This window comes from Minwuia sp. IMCC3060 (genome assembly GCF_029909435.1).
GTDB lineage: Bacteria > Pseudomonadota > Alphaproteobacteria > Minwuiales > Minwuiaceae > Minwuia.
Genome location: NZ_CP123782.1, coordinates 948,607 through 967,392 on the forward strand (window position 1 = coordinate 948,607; position 18,786 = coordinate 967,392).

General features: G+C 64.9%; 18 protein-coding genes and 1 riboswitch. Of the genes, 14 read left to right on the top strand and 4 right to left on the bottom strand.

Going from position 1 to position 18,786, the window contains the following annotated elements; all coding sequences use genetic code 11:
* Positions 1-31 precede the first annotated feature (31 nt).
* Positions 32-826, bottom strand: coding sequence for a fumarylacetoacetate hydrolase family protein (locus QGV54_RS04425; protein ID WP_281018058.1), 795 nt, complete (start codon positions 824-826; stop codon positions 32-34).
* Positions 826-2,838, bottom strand: a complete 2,013-nt coding sequence (locus QGV54_RS04430) for an elongation factor G (RefSeq protein WP_281018057.1) — start codon at positions 2,836-2,838, stop codon at positions 826-828. Before QGV54_RS04430 ends, QGV54_RS04425 begins: the two co-directional genes overlap by 1 nt.
* Before the next feature lie 154 nt (positions 2,839-2,992).
* A riboswitch (glycine riboswitch) is annotated at positions 2,993-3,100 on the top strand.
* Between the two features lie 167 nt (positions 3,101-3,267).
* On the opposite strand from QGV54_RS04430, the gene gcvT reads away from it, so the two are divergent.
* The 14 genes from gcvT (at position 3,268) to metZ (ending at position 15,727) form a co-directional block, all read left to right on the top strand.
* A complete protein-coding gene (gene gcvT, locus QGV54_RS04435; RefSeq protein WP_281018056.1) occupies positions 3,268-4,383 on the top strand; it encodes a glycine cleavage system aminomethyltransferase GcvT in 1,116 nt (371 codons plus the stop codon).
* Positions 4,384-4,431: 48 nt separating this feature from the next.
* A complete protein-coding gene (gcvH, locus tag QGV54_RS04440) occupies positions 4,432-4,809 on the top strand; it encodes a glycine cleavage system protein GcvH (protein WP_281018055.1) in 378 nt (125 codons plus the stop codon).
* Positions 4,809-6,155 (top strand): aminomethyl-transferring glycine dehydrogenase subunit GcvPA, encoded by a 1,347-nt coding sequence (gene gcvPA / locus QGV54_RS04445; RefSeq protein ID WP_281018054.1) that lies wholly within the window; start codon positions 4,809-4,811, stop codon positions 6,153-6,155. The genes gcvH and gcvPA overlap by 1 nt, the downstream gene beginning before the upstream one ends.
* A complete protein-coding gene (gene gcvPB / locus QGV54_RS04450; RefSeq protein ID WP_281018053.1) occupies positions 6,152-7,663 on the top strand; it encodes an aminomethyl-transferring glycine dehydrogenase subunit GcvPB in 1,512 nt (503 codons plus the stop codon). Before gcvPA ends, gcvPB begins: the two co-directional genes overlap by 4 nt.
* 9 nt (positions 7,664-7,672) lie before the next feature.
* Positions 7,673-8,107, top strand: coding sequence for an HIT family protein (locus QGV54_RS04455; RefSeq protein ID WP_281018052.1), 435 nt, complete (start codon positions 7,673-7,675; stop codon positions 8,105-8,107).
* Between the two features lie 18 nt (positions 8,108-8,125).
* A complete protein-coding gene (locus QGV54_RS04460; protein WP_281018051.1) occupies positions 8,126-8,515 on the top strand; it encodes a DUF1499 domain-containing protein in 390 nt (129 codons plus the stop codon).
* A gap of 123 nt (positions 8,516-8,638) precedes the next feature.
* Complete coding sequence (locus tag QGV54_RS04465; RefSeq protein ID WP_281018050.1) at positions 8,639-9,115, top strand: PAS domain-containing protein; 477 nt, start codon at positions 8,639-8,641, stop codon at positions 9,113-9,115.
* A 333-nt stretch (positions 9,116-9,448) separates the two neighbouring features.
* Positions 9,449-10,849, top strand: a complete 1,401-nt coding sequence (gene cysG, locus QGV54_RS04470; RefSeq protein WP_281020069.1) for a siroheme synthase CysG — start codon at positions 9,449-9,451, stop codon at positions 10,847-10,849.
* 19 nt (positions 10,850-10,868) lie between these two features.
* On the top strand, positions 10,869-11,156 hold the full coding sequence (locus QGV54_RS04475; RefSeq protein ID WP_281018048.1) for a DUF2849 domain-containing protein: 288 nt from the start codon (positions 10,869-10,871) through the stop codon (positions 11,154-11,156).
* A gap of 24 nt (positions 11,157-11,180) precedes the next feature.
* A complete protein-coding gene (locus QGV54_RS04480; RefSeq protein ID WP_281018047.1) occupies positions 11,181-12,836 on the top strand; it encodes a nitrite/sulfite reductase in 1,656 nt (551 codons plus the stop codon).
* On the top strand, positions 12,823-13,332 hold the full coding sequence (locus QGV54_RS04485) for a DUF934 domain-containing protein (RefSeq protein ID WP_281018046.1): 510 nt from the start codon (positions 12,823-12,825) through the stop codon (positions 13,330-13,332). The genes QGV54_RS04480 and QGV54_RS04485 overlap by 14 nt, the downstream gene beginning before the upstream one ends.
* 12 nt (positions 13,333-13,344) lie before the next feature.
* Positions 13,345-14,091 (top strand): phosphoadenylyl-sulfate reductase, encoded by a 747-nt coding sequence (locus tag QGV54_RS04490; RefSeq protein WP_281018045.1) that lies wholly within the window; start codon positions 13,345-13,347, stop codon positions 14,089-14,091.
* 14 nt (positions 14,092-14,105) lie between these two features.
* Positions 14,106-14,528 carry a rhodanese-like domain-containing protein gene (locus tag QGV54_RS04495; protein WP_281018044.1) on the top strand — a complete coding sequence of 141 codons (423 nt, stop codon included), beginning with the start codon at positions 14,106-14,108 and terminating at the stop codon, positions 14,526-14,528.
* Positions 14,525-15,727, top strand: a complete 1,203-nt coding sequence (gene metZ / locus QGV54_RS04500; RefSeq protein WP_281018043.1) for an O-succinylhomoserine sulfhydrylase — start codon at positions 14,525-14,527, stop codon at positions 15,725-15,727. Before QGV54_RS04495 ends, metZ begins: the two co-directional genes overlap by 4 nt.
* Positions 15,728-15,743: 16 nt before the next feature.
* Here metZ and QGV54_RS04505 read toward each other — a convergent pair whose 3' ends face one another.
* Together QGV54_RS04505 and QGV54_RS04510 are read right to left on the bottom strand one after the other, a co-directional pair.
* Positions 15,744-17,231: a VWA domain-containing protein gene (locus tag QGV54_RS04505; RefSeq protein WP_281018041.1), complete on the bottom strand. Its 1,488-nt coding sequence runs from the start codon at positions 17,229-17,231 to the stop codon at positions 15,744-15,746.
* A 24-nt stretch (positions 17,232-17,255) separates the two neighbouring features.
* Positions 17,256-18,770: a long-chain fatty acid--CoA ligase gene (locus QGV54_RS04510; RefSeq protein WP_281018040.1), complete on the bottom strand. Its 1,515-nt coding sequence runs from the start codon at positions 18,768-18,770 to the stop codon at positions 17,256-17,258.
* Between the last annotated feature and the right edge of the window lie 16 nt (positions 18,771-18,786).

Sequence of the window (18,786 nt, forward strand, 5' to 3'; positions counted from 1 at the left end):
CTCGCGGCGTGATCCGCAAATCAAGCGAACGTTATTCGAGCGTCAACTCGATACTGCCGAGGGGGCCGAAGTCCGCCTTCAGGTGCTGCCCCTTGTGCGCGTCATAGACGACGATGGTCGTGCCGGTGGAGACCCGGTCGCCCGCCTTCAGCCCGTCACGCGCATAGACGGCGCGGACGTTGGCCAGCCAGGTCAGTGCATTCAACGGATGATCCATGACATTGATGCCCTGACCCTCCCGCACCAGCTCGCCGTCGGCGTAGAGGTTCACGGCCAGTTCGGCCAGGTCGATGTCCTGCCAGTTGCTGACCGGCGCGCCGTGCACCCAGGCTCCATGACTGCCATTGTCGGCAATGATCTGCAGCGGGCCGATGGTGGTCCAGTCCTGGAAGCGGCTGTCAACGATCTCGATCGCCGGGAAGGCCGCCGCCACCGCGTCCCCCACCGAACCCGGATCATAGGGTGCCGCCGCCGCCGGCAGGTCCTCACCCATCAGGAAACCGACCTCCGCCTCGATCACCGTCATGAAGAAGTCGTCGGTGCTGAACGTCGCCGGAGACGGCTTCGACGTGTTCTCGAAGATGCCGCCGAAGAAGGGTTCGTGAACCCCGATCTGGCGCTGCGCGGTCTCGTTGGTGCACCCGATCTTCCAGCCGATCTGACGACCGCCGCCATTGGCGGAGATCGCCTTGCGGACGGCGGGCTGGACCGCGTAGGCCTCCGCGATATCGTCCGGCATGGCATCGGGGGGCAGCACCGGAATTCGTGTGCGACCGGTACGCGCCTGCATCAGGATTTCCGCCGCTCGCACCGCCCGTGTCGTCATCACCCAGCTCCGATTGCCTGTTCCGCCGCCCTGCCGGAGAGTTCCTGCAGGCGGTCGAAATGAAACGTGAAGGTGCCGACACCCTGGGTCAAGGAGCGTATTTCGACGATCAGGTCCGACATTTCCGCCTGCGGCATGTGGGCGGAGACCTGATCCCAGCCGGGCCAGCCGGGACGCGCGTCATAACCCAGCAACTGGCCCCGCCGGGCGCTGACCATGTTGTTGATGGCCGCCGTATGATGGCTCGGCACCATGATCTCCACCTGCATGACCGGTTCCAGCAATACCGGATCACAGGCGGGCAGGCCCTCCGCCATGGCCGCGCGCCCTGCGGTCTTGAAGGCCATCTCGGAGCTGTCGACCTGATGATGCTTGCCGTCGGTCAGGGTCACGGCGATATCGACCACGGGGAAGCCCAGCGGGCCGCGTTTCAGGAACTCGGTCACGCCGGACTCGACCGCCGGGATGTACTGCTTCGGCACCACGCCGCCGCTGATGCTGTCATCGAAGTGAAAGCCCGATCCGCGGGGCAGGGGGCGAATGTCCAGCGTCACATCGCCGAACTGGCCGTGGCCGCCGGACTGCTTGCGATGCCTTGCCTGCTGCGTCACCGGTTTCCGGATCGTCTCCCGATAGGGCACGGCGGGCGGCGCGGTCTCCACGGCGATGCCATAGCGGCCCTGCAGACGGTCCACCGCCACCTTCAGATGCATGTCGCCCTGTCCCCAGAGCAGCATCTGATGCGTGTCCGGATCATGATCGACCGTCAGGCCCGGATCCTCCTCCTGCAATCGGGCGAGTGCGCCCGACAGCTTCACCTCGTCATTGCGGTTGGCGACCGCGATCGCGGTCGCGAACACCGCCGGAAAGGCGGGGGCCTTGCGCAGTTCCGGTGCGCTGCCGGATGCCAGCACATCCCCTGTCGCCACGGCCTCCATCCGACCGAAGACGGCGATCTGGCCTGCGGAAACACTGTCGGCGCGGGTCGTGGTCATGCCGACGGTTCGTGACAGGCTGCCCACCCGCTCACCACTCAGTGTGTCGCCTTCCTTCACCGTGCCGGACCAGATCCGGGCCAGCGACAATTTTCCTCCATGCTGGGTCTGCCAGGTCTTCAGGACCTGCGCGACGGCTTCCGGTGCATCCGGATCCGCGCCGGCGCGCAGGGCGGCGGCCCGATGGTCGGGCACCTCATGGCGGATCGCCTTCAGCAGGCGGCGCACGCCATTGTCGTGTTCCGCCGCACCCAGCAGCACGGAAACGATGCGGCCTTCCTGCAGGTTCTCGGTCAGATCCCGAAAGACCTCGGCCTTCTCCGGCTCGATATCCTCCAGCAGTTCCTCCATCAGGTGATCATCGAAATCCGCGAGCTGTTCCAGCATGGCAAAACGGGCTTCACCCTGCAGTTCGATCTGGTCGGCGCTCGCATCCACCTGTTCGGAGGGTGCGCCCTCGCGGTAGAGATAGGTCCGGTTCTGGGCCAGATCGACATAGCCGACGACCGTCTCGTCGCGGGTCAGCGGCAGGTGACGCAGGATCAGCGGCTTGTCGGAGATGGCCTGCAGGGCCTCGATGACGGGCTGAACCTCGCCGGTTGCCCGGTCCACCTTGTTCACGAAGATGAAGCGCGGAATACCCAGGTCATCCAGCAGTTTCAGCCAGGGCAGCAGGGTCGTGGCCCTGGCCGGGTCCGCCTCGCAGACGACAACGGCGGCATCGACACCGATCAGGGCATGCGCGGCCTCCTGCACGAATTCGATGGAGCCGGGACAGTCGATGAAGGTGATTTCCTCATCCAGATACCGGGTCGTCGCCGCATTGCACTCGACCCCCATCTGCCGCGCGCGGGCCTCCGGTGCGCTGTCGCCAACGGTGTTGCCGTCCCTGACCGTGCCCTTGCGGTCGATGGCACCGGTGACATGCAGCAGGCTTTCCAGCAGGGACGTCTTGCCGCTGAGGTAGGGTCCGATCAATGCCACGTTGCGAGGGCCCCGGGGCCGTGCGTCTGCCATCTTCCGTCTCCCGTGCAGGTTTCTTTGCTTATTTCTTTTTTCAATCGTCCCGCCGCCGCCGGGTTTACGCAAGGGCAATCTGTGCGGGATCGGGTCCGGGGCGGGCTTTGCTGTTGTGTCGATTCCTTCTGGCCCGTACATTGACGGCGTCCGATTGAACCCAGCGGGAGAGATCAGTCCGGTATCCGGTGACGGATGCGGGACGGACGCCGAAGGAGCAACCGCCCCGGAAACTCTCAGGCAAACGGACCGTTGGGTGACGGCACTCTGGAAAGCGGAGCAGGTCTGCGGATCTGTTCTCACCGAAGGGGTACGACCGGCGGCAGCCGTGCCGGTCCAGTCTCTCAGGTCCCACGACAGAGGGGGCGTGCCGACCATGACCCTGCCGGGTCCTGGCGTGGCGCGAACCTGAGTCCGAGGGAGCCAGCGATGAGTGCCGACAGCGATACCGACCAGACGATCCTGAAGACCCCGCTCAACGACCTGCATCGCGCGCTTGGCGGGCGCATGGTGCCGTTTGCCCGGTATGACATGCCGGTACAGTTCGATGGCATCATGGCGGAGCATACCCACACGCGCACCGCCGCCGGGCTGTTCGATGTCTCCCACATGGGCCAGGTGCGGCTGGTGGGCGAAGGTGCCGATGTGGCGCTGGAACGTCTGATCCCCAGCAATGTCAGGGAACTGAAGCCGGGCAAGCAGCGCTACAGCCTGTTTCTGAACGATGACGGTGGCATCCTCGACGATCTGATGATCACGCGACGCGAAGATGACCTGCTGCTGGTCGTCAATGCGGCCTGCAAGGACGCCGATATCGCCCATCTCACTGCCTCGATGCCGACGGGCGTTGCCGTGGTGCCGATGCCGGAGCGGGCCTTGCTGGCCCTGCAGGGGCCTGACGCCGTCGCCGTGCTGGACGCGCTGGTGCCGGGTGTTGCCGAACTGACCTTCATGACATCAGGCAGTTTCGACTGGGACGTGGCCGACCTCTGGATTTCCCGTTCCGGTTACACCGGGGAGGATGGTTGCGAGATCTCCGTTCCCGAGGGCAGGGCGGTGGCGCTGGCGGAGGCACTGCTGGCGGATGCGCGGGTGAAGCCCATCGGCCTCGGCGCCCGCGACTCGCTCAGGCTGGAGGCCGGGCTGTGCCTCTATGGCCACGACATCGACACGACCACGTCCCCGGTGGAGGCCAACCTGCAATGGGCGATGCAGAAGCGGCGTCGCGAGGCCGGTGACTTTCCGGGCGGTGCGCGCATCCTGCGCGAGCTGGCCGAAGGCCCGTCGCGTCGCCGGGTCGGGCTGAAACCCGAAGGTCGTGCCCCCATTCGCGAGGGCGCTGCCATTCTCGACGCCGATGGCGCGAACGTCGGTGCCATCACGTCCGGTGGCTTCGGTCCCAGTGTCGGCGGACCCGTCGCCATGGGCTATGTCGAGACCCGGCTGGCCGAACCCGGGACGGCACTGTTCGCGGAGCAGCGCGGCAAGTCCCTGCCGCTGCAGGTCGCGACGCTGCCGTTCTCACCCCACAATTACAAACGCTGAAACCCGACAGGAACCTTACCCCGTCACATGCCGCGCAGGAGGGCATCAATGTCAGATCGCAAGTACACCAAGGATCACGAATGGATCGAAGTCTCCGGGGGGGAGGCCACGATCGGGATCAGTGACTACGCGCAGGACCAGCTTGGCGATGTCGTCTATGTCGATCTGCCGGACGTCGGCCAGCAGGTGGAGAAGGGGGCGGAGGCTGCCGTCATCGAGTCGGTCAAGGCCGCCAGTGAGGTCTACGCCCCCGCGTCGGGTGAGGTCACGGCACGGAACGATGCGCTGGACGACAATCCGGCCTTGGTGAACGAGAGCGCCGAGAGTGATGGCTGGTTCTATCGCATGAAGCTGTCGAACATGTCCGACCTCGACGGACTGATGGACGCCGAAGCCTATGCCGCTTTCGTGGAGGCGCTGGACTGATGCGCTATCTCCCGCAGACGCCCGACGACCGGGCCGCGATGCTGTCGGCCATCGGTGTCGGCAGTATTGACGAACTGTTCCGCGACGTACCTGCCGCGGTTCTGAATGCCCCCATCGACAGCCTGCCCGATCATCAGGGCGAGATGGCGGTGGAGCGGCATTTCCAGGGCTTCGCGCGGGAGAACCTGAGTCCGGCCAGTGCGCCGTGCTTCATCGGCGCCGGGGCCTATCACCACCATGTACCGGCGACCGTGGACCATCTGATCCAGCGGTCGGAGTTCCTGACCTCCTACACCCCCTATCAGCCGGAGATCAGCCAGGGGACCCTGCAGTACCTGTTCGAGTTCCAGACCCAGGTGGCGCTGCTGACCGGCATGGATGTGGCCAATGCCTCCATGTACGACGGCGCGACGGCAACATCGGAAGCGGTGCTGATGGCGCACCGGATCACCAAGCGCAAGAAGTCGATCATCTCCGGCCGGCTGCATCCGCACTACCGGGAGACGACCGAGACCCTGTTGCGTTTCACGCCCTACGACCTGGAGGTCCGCGATCCGGTCATCGGGGGGCAGGGCGGCCTGGCGGATGCCATCGACAAGGACACGGCCTGTGTCGTTGTCCAGAACCCGGACGTGTTCGGAGAGTTCAAGGACCTCACCGATCTGGCCGAGGCCTGTCACGCGCAGGGTGCCCTGCTGGTTGTGGCGGTGACGGAGGTCGTCTCGCTCGGCCTGGTGACGCCGCCGGGTGCCATGGGGGCTGACATCGTGACCGCAGAGGGGCAGAGCCTCGGCGTGCCGCTGTCGTTCGGCGGGCCGCATGTGGGCCTGTTTGCCTGCCGCCAGAAGTATGTGCGCCAGATGCCTGGCCGTCTGGCCGGTGAAACGCTCGATGCCGACGGCAAGCGCGGCTATGTGCTGACGCTGAACGCGCGGGAACAGCATATCCGGCGCGAGAAGGCGACCAGCAACATCTGCACCAATGCGGGGCTCTGTGCGCTGGCGTTCTGCATCCATGTCACCCTGCTGGGCGAAGCCGGGATGACCGGGCTGGCGGAGGTCAATCACCGCACGGCATCCCTGCTGGCGGAGCGGCTGACCGCCCTGCCGGACGTGAAACTGCTGACAGAGCATTTCTTCAACGAATTCGCGCTCGACATCGGGCGGCCCGCCGCGCCGGTCGTGGAGGCACTGGCGGCGCTCGGCATCCTGGGCGGTGTCCCGGCGTCGCGTCTGTTTCCGGGGGAGCCAAGTCTGGAGAATGTCCTGATTCTGGCGGCCACGGAAACGGTGTCGGAGGCCGATATCGACAGGCTTGTCGGCGCATTGCAGGAGATTTCGGCATGAACATCGAACGCACGACCATCTCCGGCGCGCGCGGTCTGGACCGTGATGAGCCACTGAGTTTCGAACAGGATGCGCCGGGACGGACCGGGGTGGACCTGCCCGCCGCGCCGGATGCACCGGACCGGCTGGGCAGCCTGCGGCGACAGGGTGGCATCGGCCTGCCAGGCCTGGCGGAGCCGCAGGTGGTGCGCCACTTCGTGCGCCTCAGCCGCATGAACTACGCCATCGACTACGGTCTCTATCCGCTCGGATCCTGCACCATGAAGCACAATCCGCGTCTGAACGAGCGGCTGGCCCGCCTGCCGGGTATCGGTGACGTGCATCCGATGCAGCCGACGTCGACCACCCAGGGCGTGCTGCGCCTGATGTCGGAGCTGGCGCACTGGCTCACCGAACTGACCGGCATGGCAACCGTCGCCATGACCCCGGGCGCCGGTGCGCAGGGGGAGATGTGCGGCATGATGGCGATCCGCGCGGCGCATGAGGCGCGCGGCGAGCCGCGGAAGCGGGTGCTGGTGCCCGAATCCGCCCATGGCACCAATCCGGCCACGGCGGCGATCTGCGGCTATGAGGTCGACAGCATCCCGGCCACCGCAGACGGGCGTGTCGACATGGCGGCGTTCGAGGCCAAGCTGGGTCCGGATGTGGCTGGGCTGATGCTGACCAATCCCAATACCTGCGGCCTGTTCGAACGTGACATCATCCGGATCGCCGAGCTGATCCACGGTGTCGGCGGCTACTTCTATTGTGACGGGGCCAACTTCAACGCCATCGTCGGCAAGGTGCGGCCCGGCGACCTGGGCATCGATGCGATGCACATCAACCTGCACAAGACCTTCTCCACGCCGCATGGCGGTGGTGGTCCGGGTTCGGGGCCGGTGGTGTTCTCCGAGGCGCTGGCACCCTATGCGCCGCTGCCGAAGGTGGTACAGCGCGACGGCCGCTACGAACTGGTCGAGCAGGAAGACGGTCCCCGCGTCGGACGCATGAAGGGCTTCCATGGCCAGTTCGGCATGTTCGTACGGGCGCTGGCCTACATGCAGAGCCATGGCCGGGATGGCCTGAAGCAGGTTGCCGAGGATGCCGTGCTGAATGCCAATTATGTCATGGAGAAGCTGAAGGACCTGCTGCCGCCGGCTTACCCCGGGCCCTGCATGCACGAGGTACTGGTGTCGGATCGCGGTCTGGACGGTACCGGTGTCGAGACCATGGATCTGGCAAAGGCGCTGATCGACGAGGGCTATCACCCGATGACGGTCTATTTCCCGCTGATCGTCCATGGCGCGATGCTGATCGAACCGACGGAAACCGAAACGCGGGAGACCCTGGACAGTTTCATCGGCGTCATGCGTGGTCTGGTCGAACAGGCAAGGGCCGGTGAGGAAACGGCTTACTTCAAGGCGGCACCTGTCATGACCCCGCGTCGGCGCCTGGACGAGACGCTGGCAGCCCGGAAGCCGGTTCTGCGCTGGGTGCCCGAAGCGCCTGTCGCCGAAGCGGCCGAGTAGGCCCGGCGGATGGCTGGGTTCGAGGTCGATCCGCGTCTGCTTGCCGACAGTGTCGAGGTCATGGACCTGCCGCTCTGTGCGGTGCGGCTGGTGGACGACAGCCGCTGGCCATGGGTGCTTCTGATCCCGCGGCGGGCCGGGGCACGGGAACTGTTCGATCTGGATGCCCCGGATCGCGCGCTGCTGGTCGAGGAAGCTGCAGGGGTGGCGCGGGCGCTGACCGGGGTTGGTCCGTGCGACAAGACCAACATCGCCACTCTGGGCAACATGGTGCCCCAGATGCACGTCCATGTGATTGCCCGTCAGATCGGCGACGCCGCTTGGCCAGGCCCGGTCTGGGGCATTGGAAAGCCGGTTCCCTACAGTCGGGCAGAACGTGTATTGACCGCAGAGACCGTGCGCGTCCTGATTGAGACAGAATTTGTGAACGACGTATCGGAATGAGACTCAGGAGACGCTGAAATGGACTTCCCGACGCTGAAGCTCGGTCGCAAGCCGAACCAGTTCCTGATGGCACCCGAGGGTCTGTGTCAGGCGGCGATCCCGCATGCGGAAAGTCCGGTCTTTGACGTGCCCGCTGCTGATCTGATGCGTCGTCTGCTGGACATTGCGGAAGGTGAGGAGCGGGTCAGCATCAAGGAAGTTTCGGAAGAGACCCTGGCCGTGAAACTTGTTGCAAGGTCAAAGGTATTCCGATTTCCGGACATTATCGATTGCCAGATCCTGCCAGTCGATTCCGACCGTTCCACACTGGCCGTATATTCCCGCGCGCGCTTCGGATATCGGGATTTCGGGGTGAACCGCGCCCGCGTCTCACGGTGGGTTCAGCGTCTGAATCAGCACACCACCTGACAGGGATCGCCTGTTGGCATGTGACCGGCGTCACACCCCTAACAGGAGATTAACAATCATCCAATTCTGGCATTTCCCTTGCCCTTGCCCTTGCAAGTTGCGTTTGCGTAAAGGGGGAGATCAATGTCGGACGATATTCTCAGTCTCTTGGAGGCCTACTGGCGAAGCAAGTGCCAGGACGGGCGGCTTCCGTCGCGGCAGGATATCGATCCTGCCGAGATCAGACGGCTGCTGGCGCATATCGCATTGATTGATGTCGCGATGGACGGAGACGGCTTCCGTTTCCGTCTCGTCGGAACCAAGGTCGTGCAGCAATTGTCCTATGACCCAACCGGTCAGGATGTGACCGAAGGGCCGGGCACGGGCAAGGGATCGCCGTTCTGGGATTTCCTGACGGCAATTGCCACGGACCTGAAGCCGGGCTCGATCGAGCTTCCCTACTTCGGCAACAATGTCTCGTTCGGCAGTATCCGGATCGTCGGCTTTCCGCTGCTCACTGACGGCGTGATCGACAAGGTCCTGCTGGGCTTCAGCTTTGCCGGTGCAACGGAGATGCATGAGCTCAAACGCTGGATTAGACAGTCAAAAAATGTAATATAAAATATATACCGTGAAAGGAAGATATTTATATTGACTTACGTGTCATGAGGATGAAATCATTCTCATGCGAACAACGGCACGTAAATATTCCGGTCTTACAGCATCACCTGATGGGAATGCGCTGACCGCCACGGACTGGCCCACCGATCCGACGGGCCCGCGGAATTTGATCGGGCAGCTTGCACCCGCGTTACCAAATGCTAAAGCGCCACGGAGCGAACTCCGTGGGCCCTTTCGAGGCACGGAGTTCGGGACAATGATCCCAGGAAATTCAGTCACGTTCGATGCCATGCAGTGGTGCCGGCTCCATCCTGTACGGGGAGGGGCCTGACCATGCAGGCGTTTCCGATCTTCCTGAAACTCAGGGATCGCAAGGCCCTGCTGGTTGGCGGCGGCGACGCGGCGGCGGCAAAGCTGCGGCTGCTGATTGCGGCGCATTCGAACGTTCGCGTTGTGTCGCGTGACGCAGATGACTGCGTGCGCGACCTTGTCGATGGCAACCAGGTCACCCTGATCGAGACCGAATTCGATGCGTCTCACCTGACCGGCATCGCGGTGGCGATCGTCGCCACGGAGGACGAGGCCGAGGATGCCCGTGTCGCCGCCGCCGCCCGTGCGGCGCACGTGACGGTGAATGTCGTTGACCGTCCGGCCCTGTCCGATTTCACCATGCCTGCGATCGTCGACCGTGACCCGGTGACCGTTGCCATATCGAGTGGCGGCGCGGCACCTGTGCTTGCCCGCCAGGTGCGCGGTGCGGTGGAGGCGGCCTTGCCGGCACAGCTCGGTGCGCTGGCAGGCTTCATGGACAGTTTTCGCAGCGCGGTGGCAGCCATCCGCCATACACCGAAGGCGCGCCGCAAATTCTGGGAGGGTTTCCTGTCCGGTCCGGTCGCCCGCAAGGTGCTGGATGGCAATGCAGGTTCCGCCCGGCAGGACATGCTCGCACTGGTCAATCAGGGCGAAGTCACGGATCCGGTCGGTCGGGTGGCCCTCGTTGGCGCAGGACCGGGCGACCCCGAACTGCTGACACTGAAGGCGCACCGGCTGCTCAAGCAGGCAGACGTGATCGTGCATGACAAGCTGGTGGGGGAGGGGGTTCTGGACCTCGCGCGCCGTGACGCCCGGCTGGTCTATGTCGGCAAGTCTCGTGGTCACCACCATCGCACCCAGCAACAGATCAACGACATTCTGGTCGCGGAAGCGGCGGCCGGGCATCTGGTCGTGCGCCTGAAGGGGGGCGACCCCTTCGTCTTCGGGCGCGGTGGGGAAGAGGTCGCGCATCTGCGCGCGCACGGCATCGAGGTCGAGGTGGTGCCCGGCATCACCGCGGCAGCCGGTTGTGCCGCCTCCGCAGGCTTCCCGCTGACCCATCGCGGCAAGGCCAGCGCGGTGACCTTCCTGTCCGGTCAGGGCAAGGACGGCAGACCGGATCTGGACTGGCGGGCGCTGGGACAGGCGAACCATACACTCGCCATCTACATGGGCATCGATACGGCCCGCACCTCCGCCCGCGAACTGATCGCGCATGGCCGCGATCCGGGAACCCCCGTGGCGGTGATCGAGAACGGGACCCTGCCGACCCAGCGCGTGCTGCGCGGTCGGCTGGACCAGCTGCCCGATCTGGTGGAGCGGGAGGCGGTGGTGACCCCGGCACTGCTGATCATCGGCGAGGTGACCGGCGAGACAATTGACGCCGCGGCGGTTCAGGACCGCCTGGCGCTGGCACTCTGAGACACTGGAGATTCACGCAATGGCACTCGAAATCATCACGGCGAACCGGCTCGGCGACGGTCTGGTGATCTTTCTGACGACAGACGGCTGGTCGGCGCGGATCGGGGATGCGGTCGTATCGGAGAGCAGGGACGAGACGGCGGCGCTGCTGGCGCGGGCGGAAGCGGACGCGGGTCTCGTGGTCGGTCCCTACGAGATCACGGTGGAACGGCAGGCGGATGGCAGCCTCCACCCGGTGAAATATCGCGAAACCCTGCGGACGCGTGGACCATCGGTTCGTACCGACCTTGGATATCAGGCTGCCTGAGCGCAGCGAGCGGGAGAAACAGACATGTATGTCTATGACGAGCTTGATCGCGGCCTGGTGAATGAACGGGTCGAGGAATTCCGGGACCAGGTCAGTCGCCGCATTTCCGGCGAACTGACGGAGGAGCAGTTCCGGCCCCTGCGCCTGATGAACGGCCTGTATCTGCAACTGCACGCCTACATGCTGCGTGTCGCGGTGCCCTACGGTGTACTGTCCAGCACCCAGATGCGGAAGCTGGCGCGGATCGCGCGGGTCTATGATCGCGGCTACGGCCATTTCACCACCCGCCAGAACATCCAGTTCAACTGGCCGAAGCTGGAAGAGACGCCGGACATCCTGGCCGAGCTGGCCGAGGTCGAGATGCATGCCATCCAGACCTCCGGCAACTGCATCCGCAACACCACAGCCGACCAGTTCGCGGGGGCAGCAGCGGACGAGCTGGAAGATCCGCGCATCTGGTGCGAGATCATCCGCCAGTGGTCCACGTTCCACCCGGAATTCACCTTCCTGCCGCGCAAGTTCAAGATCGCGGTGACCGGTGCCGTCAGTGACCGCGCCGCGATCAAGGTACACGACATCGGCATCGTGCTGGTGCAGGGCGCGGACGGGGAAGTCGGCTTCGAGATCTGGGCCGGTGGCGGTCTGGGGCGCACGCCGATGATCGCGAAGAAGATCCGCGAATTCCTGCTGGCCGCCGACCTGCTGAGCTATCTGGAGGCCATGCTGCGGGTCTACAACCGCTTCGGTCGGCGCGACAACAAGTACAAGGCACGCATCAAGATCCTGGTGCACGAGATCGGTGCCGACGCCTATCGCGATGCGGTCGAGGCGGAATGGGCGGATATCCGCGATGGCGCTCTGGCACTGCCGGCGCAGGAGATCAGCCGTATCCGCAAAGCCTTCACACCGCCTGCCTTCGAGGTGCTGGATGCAGTCTCCACCGCCTTCGAGGCGCGCAAGTTCGAGGATCGCGGCTTCGCCCGCTGGGTGGCCAGCAATGTCCGCCGCCACAAGGTGGCGGGATATGCCATCGCCAACATCTCCCTGAAGCCCGCAGGCGGCATTCCGGGCGACGCGACGGCGGAGCAGATGGATGCCGTTGCCGAATATGCCGACCGCTGGTCGTTCGGCGAGGTGCGGGTGGCGCATGAGCAGAACCTGGTGCTGCCGCATGTCCGCCAGGACGACCTCTACGACCTCTGGCTGGCGCTGGGGTCGGTGGAACTGGATGCCCCGAACATCGGCACGCTGGGCGACATCATCGCCTGCCCGGGCATGGACTACTGCAGCCTCGCCACTGCGCGCTCCATCCCCGTGGCGCAGCAGATTTCGGAGCGGTTCGCCGATCTGGAGCGGCTGCATGACATTGGCTCGATCAGCCTGAACATCTCCGGCTGCATCAATGCCTGCGGGCATCACCACGTCGGCAATATCGGCATCCTCGGCGTCGACAAGAAGGGTGAGGAATTCTACCAGATCACCCTGGGCGGTCAGGCCGACGAGAATGCGGCAATCGGCAGGATCATTGGTCCCGGCTTCGCCTCCGACGCGATCGTCGATGCCATCGAAACCATCATCGAAACCTATCTGTCGGTGCGCCAGGACGGCGAGAGCTTCATCGCAACCCTGAACCGCCTCGGCCAGACCCCTTTCAAGGAGGCTCTCTATGGCACTGCTTAAGAACGGGCGACTGATCCAGGACCGCTGGACCACCGTCGACACCCTGACCGATGCCCTGAAACCCGGCGGCGTGCTTGTCCCGCTGGACCTCTGGCTGGCGGAGCGCGATACCCTGCGCGGCAAGAGTGCGGTGGGTGTCATCCTGCCGAACGACGCCGATCCGGACCTGCTGGCGGATGACGATGACCGCATCGCGGCCATCGTCCTGACCTTTCCGTCGATGGTGGATGGGCGGGCCTTCTCCCAGGCGCGCCTGATCCGCGAACGCTTCGGCTTCGATGGGGAAATCCGCGCCCGTGGGCCGGTGATCGCCGACCAGTACCTGTATCTGCTGCGCTGCGGCGTCGATGCCGTGGAAGTGCCGGACGACACCAATGTCGAGAGCTGGCTGCGCAATGCACGGCGGTTCTCCACCGTCTATCAACCCGCCGCCGATGATCGCGTCCCGGCCTATCGCCGCCGCCATCTGGTGGCGGCTTCGGCCATCGCCTCCTGAGGAGCCGCCGACATGTCGCTTCAGACCCGCCAGCCCTTTCCCGATATCGAACGGCTGATCCGTTCCTCGAACCGCGCGTTCGAGCTGAATCGGACCTGTGGCGAAATGCAGGGGATGGACCTGATCGCCGCGGCGCGGGACGCGTTCGGTGACAGGCTGACGCTGGTGTCCTCCTTCGGGACCGAAGCAGCGGTTCTGCTGCATATGGTGGCGGAGGTCGATCCGTCGATCACGGTCACCTTCGTCGATACGCGCAGGCTGTTCGGTGAGACCCTGCGCTATCGCGACCAGCTCGCATCGCGTCTGGGGCTGATGGACGTGCGCACGGTCGCGCCCGATCCGCGTCGTGTGAAGCAGCTTGATGCGGACCAGATGCTGTTCGACCGCGACACGAACCTGTGCTGTCACATCCGGAAGGTGGAGCCGCTGGAGCGCGCCCTGAACGGCTTCGACGCCTGGATCACGGGCCGCAAGGCCTATCAGGCGGAAACCCGGCGCTACCTGCCTGCGGTGGAGGCTGTCGGCGGGCGTGTGAAGTTCAATCCGCTGGCCCGCTTCACACCCGAGCGGATCAATGACTGGTTCAGGCATCACAATTTGCCGCGTCATCCGCTGGAAGCTGACGGTTTTCTTTCCGTTGGCTGTATGCCATGCACCGACAGGGTCAGGCCGGGCGAGGATCCCAGATCCGGGCGCTGGCGGGGACAGGACAAGACAGAATGCGGCATCCATGAAGGTGTCGCAGGTGACGGTATCTGAGGGGCATCAAGGATATGACTGAAGGATATGCGGGCGATCGCAGCCCGGCGGACACCTACGCCGCGTTGAAGACTGAGCCGGGAGCGGTTCTGGTGGATGTGCGCACCGTGCCGGAGTGGCAGTTTGTCGGCGTGCCGGATCTGGCGCCGGTGTCGAAGGAAGCGCTGTTCGTCGAATGGCAGGCCTATCCGGAGATGAAGGTCAACGAAGGCTTCGTTGCCGCCGTCGAGGCGAAGGGTGTGTCGAAGGACCAGCCGGTCTACCTGCTCTGTCGCTCGGGTGTGCGCTCGAAGGCTGCCGCGAAGGCGCTGACGGCCGCTGGTTTCCAGGCCTGCTACAACATTCTGGAAGGCTTCGAGGGGAATGCGGACAGTGATGGCCATCGCGGCAATGTCGGCGGCTGGAAGCATGCGGGACTGCCCTGGAGGCAGCAGTGACACGAGACGTCGCCGATGCGGCGGCGCAGTGGGAGCTGGAGACCCGGCTGGTGCGGGGCGGTCTGGACCGCTCGGCCAACGGCGAGACGAGTGAGGCGCTGTTCCTGAACTCCGGCTTCGTCTACGAGACGGCGGCGGATGCGGAGGCGCGCTTCAAGGGGGAACAGGACGGCTTCGTCTATTCCCGCTACGGCAATCCCACCGTCGCGATGTTCGAGGAACGGATGCGGCTGATGGAGGGGGCGGAGGCCTGCTTCGCCACCGGCTCCGGCATGTCCGCGGTCTTCGCCGCTCTGATGTCGCAGCTGAAGACAGGTGACCGAGTGGTGGCTTCCCGCGCCCTGTTCGGCAGCTGTCACCACATCCTGACCCAGATCCTGCCGCGCTTCGGAATCGAGAGTGTGCTGGTGGAGGGGACGGACCTCGACGCATGGGCCGACGCGCTGAAACCCGGCGCGGCGGTGGTCTTTCTGGAGACACCGGCCAATCCCACGCTCGACCTGATCGACCTGCGTGCCGTGTCCGATCTGGCCCATGCGGCCGGCGCGCGGGTGGTGGTGGACAACGTGTTTGCCACCCCTGTGCTGCAGCGCCCGATGGACCATGGTGTCGATATCGTCGTCTATTCGGCGACCAAGCACATCGACGGGCAGGGACGCGTGCTGGGTGGCGCCGTGCTCGGCAGCAGGGATTTCGTCGACAATTCCCTGATGCCGTTCCTGCGCCATACCGGCCCGGCCCTCAGTCCGTTCAATGCCTGGGTGCTGCTGAAGGGGCTGGAGACGCTGACGCTCCGCGTGGAGCGCATGTGCGGAAATGCAGCGAAGGTGGCGGCGCACCTGTCGGCTCAGCCCGGTGTTTCACGGGTGATCTGGCCCGGTGCGGATGATTTCCCGCAGCGGGAACTGCGCGAACGTCAGATGACTGCTGGCGGCACCCTGATCACGCTGGAGATCGCTGGCGGCAAGCAGGGCGCGTTCCGCTTCATGGACCGTCTGCGGATCATCGACATCTCCAACAACCTTGGCGATTCCAAGAGCCTGGTGACCCACCCGACCACCACGACGCACCGCGCCATTTCCGCGGAGGACCGCGCCCGGATCGGCATCAGCGAAGGCATGTTGCGCCTGTCGGTCGGGCTGGAGAATCCGGAAGACCTGAAGGCTGATATTTCACAGGCGCTTGCCGGCGGGGACTGAGGGCAGGGCGCCGCCGCTACATCGCCGCGCGCAGCACCCGGTCGACGATGCGTTCCAGGTGGCGGAGTGAATTGCAGACCTCCACCTGGTGGCAACTGGCGGCGTAGCGCGGCATCTCGGAATCGCCGGTACCCCATTGCAGCCGTCCCTCCGGGTTCAGCCAGATCAGGCGCTTCGAGCGTTCATAGATCGTGCGGACGATTTCGGCACGCGGCTCGCCGTAGTTGGTGCGCGCGTCGCCCAGGATGATGACCGTGCTGCGATAGTCCACGTCGGCCAGCGCGATGTCGCGGAAATCGAGCAGGGAGCGCCCGTAGTCCGTGGACATGTAGGCGAAATCCTCCAGTACCGTCGTCACGGCCTCCTCGATGCCGCGTGTCTCGAACAGGCGGGTGACTTCCCGCAGCTCCCCCGCGAAGGCATAGGCACGGACCTTCGGCAGTACCTCCTGCAGCGAATAGAGGAACATCAGCAGGAAGCGGGAGACATTGGCGACCGAACCGGAAACGTCGCACAGCACATGCACATCCGGCCGGTCGATCTTCGTCCGCCGCCACTTGGGTTCCATGATCAGGCCGTCATAGGCCTGGTTGTGGCGCAGGGTCCGGCGCACATCCAGCTGGCCCCGGTTGGACTTCTTGCGTCGGCGGGAATGCTGCACCACCAGCTTCTTCGCCATCTTGCGCACCAGTTCCTGCATCTGCACGAAGTCGCGCCGTTCCACATTGGTCAGCCGCATCTTCTGCAGCATTTCCTCCCGGATGCGGCGGCTCTGGCCGGCGGCCTGCAGGGCAAGCTGCTTTTCCACATAGTCGCGCAGCCGCTCCATCATCCGGCCCCGCGCCTGGTTCAGGCGCTGACCCAGACCCTCCGCAGCCTGATCGCCGGCCAGTCCGGCATCGCGCAGGTCGGCCAGATCGTCGTCCAGTTCCTCCAGCCCCATCCCCTCGGCGATGCGGCGGGTGAACAGGCCGATCTGCGTGAACAGCACGATCTCGCGGACACCGGATTCCTCTGCCGCTTCCGCCAGTCGGGTCTCCAGCCCGGCCCGGTCGTTCTCCAGCAGCATGCGTGAGAGTTCGGACAGGCTCGTCAGGTCACCGGATGGCTCCGCCGTGGTCGGGGCACCGCCCGCGCCACCGCCGCCGCCTTCGCCCTGGCCGCCTTCCCCGCCTTCGCCACCCTGCATGCCGTCGCCTCCGGGGGAGTCGTCGGACGGGCTGGCCTCCTCCCGATCGGCAGCGTCGGGGTTGTCGTCGTTCGCGGGTCCTGTCTCCTCATCGAAATCCTGGATGGCGAAGAACCGTTCAAAGCAGTCGTCGAAGGATTCCTTCTCAAGCTCCGACTTGGCCAGGGTGATGGCCAGCGTGTCCTTGAGCAGTTCCCGGTCGCCAAAACCCACAAGGTCGATGGCCTTGTGTGCCTCCAGCGTTTCGGCAGGCGAGATCTTCAGGTCGGCTTCCCGCAGCGCTTTCAGGAAGTCGGCCAGCATGGGCGTGATCATTGTCGGACCTCGGCTTTCCGGAAATCAGTCGCGCGGCAGTTCGTGCTTTGTCACCTTGCCGGTCGCATTGTGGGGCAGTTCGTCCATGAATCGTACGGACTTCGGCACCTTGAAGCGGGCCAGGTTGTCCTGGCAATGCGTCGTGATCGCTTCCTCGGTGAGGTTGGAGCCGGACTTCTTGACCACGAAGGCCCGTCCGACTTCCCCCCAGCGTTCGTCGGGGACACCGATGACGGCGGTCTCGGCAATGCCGTCGAGCTGGTAGAGCACGTTCTCCACCTCCGCCGGGTAGACGTTCTCCCCGCCCGAGATGAACATGTCCTTGTAGCGGTCGACGATGGTGACGAACCCCTCGTCATCCATGCATGCCGCGTCGCCGGTATGGAACCAGCCGTCGGTGAAGGAGTCGCGGTTGGCGTCGGGCCGGTTCCAGTATCCGGGCGTGATGGTCGGCCCCTTGATCCAGAGTTCGCCCGTTTCCCCGGTCGCGACATCCTGCCCGTCGGGGTCGACGATGCGGATGGATGTATGCATGGCCGCCTGTCCGGCGGAGCCGATCTTGTCGAGCGCGCGGTCCTTCGACAGCAGCGTGCCAAGGGTGCAGGTCTCGGTCATGCCCCAGCCGTTCTGCAGCATGATCCCGCGTTCGGCATAGGTCTCCAGCAGGGAGCGGGGGCAGGCGGCACCACCGACGCCAATGGTGACGAGGCGGGAGAGGTCCGCGGTCCTGAACTCCGGCAACTGGCTGGCAAACAGGAAGTTCGTCGGGACACCGAAACCATGGCTGATCGCCAGATCTGCGTCGGACAGCAGGTTCAGGAACTGCAGCGGGTCGAAGGTCCGCATGACGATGTTGGCGCCGCCGATGTGGAAGATGCCGTTGGCGAAGAGCTGCAGGCCGCCGATGTGGAAGATCGGCAGGAAGGCAAGATTGACGGAATGCCGGGTCAGTTCGCACTTCATGGCGGAATTCACCGCATTGTAGAACGCCTGTCCGTGGGTCACGCGCGCGCCCTTCGGCCGGCCCGTGGTGCCGGAGGTATAGACCAGCGCCCAGGTGTCATCGTGGGTCAGGTCGGCGATGGGGCATTTTCCGTTGGACCGGGCCAGTCCCTGTTCGTAGGCACTGTCCGCGCCGTCAGCGCAGCCGATCAGGTGAGGTGTGCCACAGGTCCGGGCAATTGCCTGACCGGCGTCCATGAATTCCTCGCCGACGATCAGCGCACGCGGGTCGGCGTCGCCTACGATGAATTCCAGCTCCGGCACGGCGAGCCGCCAGTTCAGCGGCAGGAAGATTGCGCCGATACGCCGACAGGCAAACTCGACCTCATAGTGGTCGGAGGAATTGTGCGCCAGCATCGCCACCCGGTCGCCGCGTCCGACACCGCATTCATTGGCCAGGAACAGCGCACAGCGATCAACCCGCTGATCCATCTCGCGATAGCTGAACTGCCGCGACGAATGCAGGTCGATGATGGCGCGGGCATCGGGCTGATAGCCGGCGTGATGGGCAATCCAGTCATAGGCTGGCACCGTCATGTCGTTTCCTCCCCGG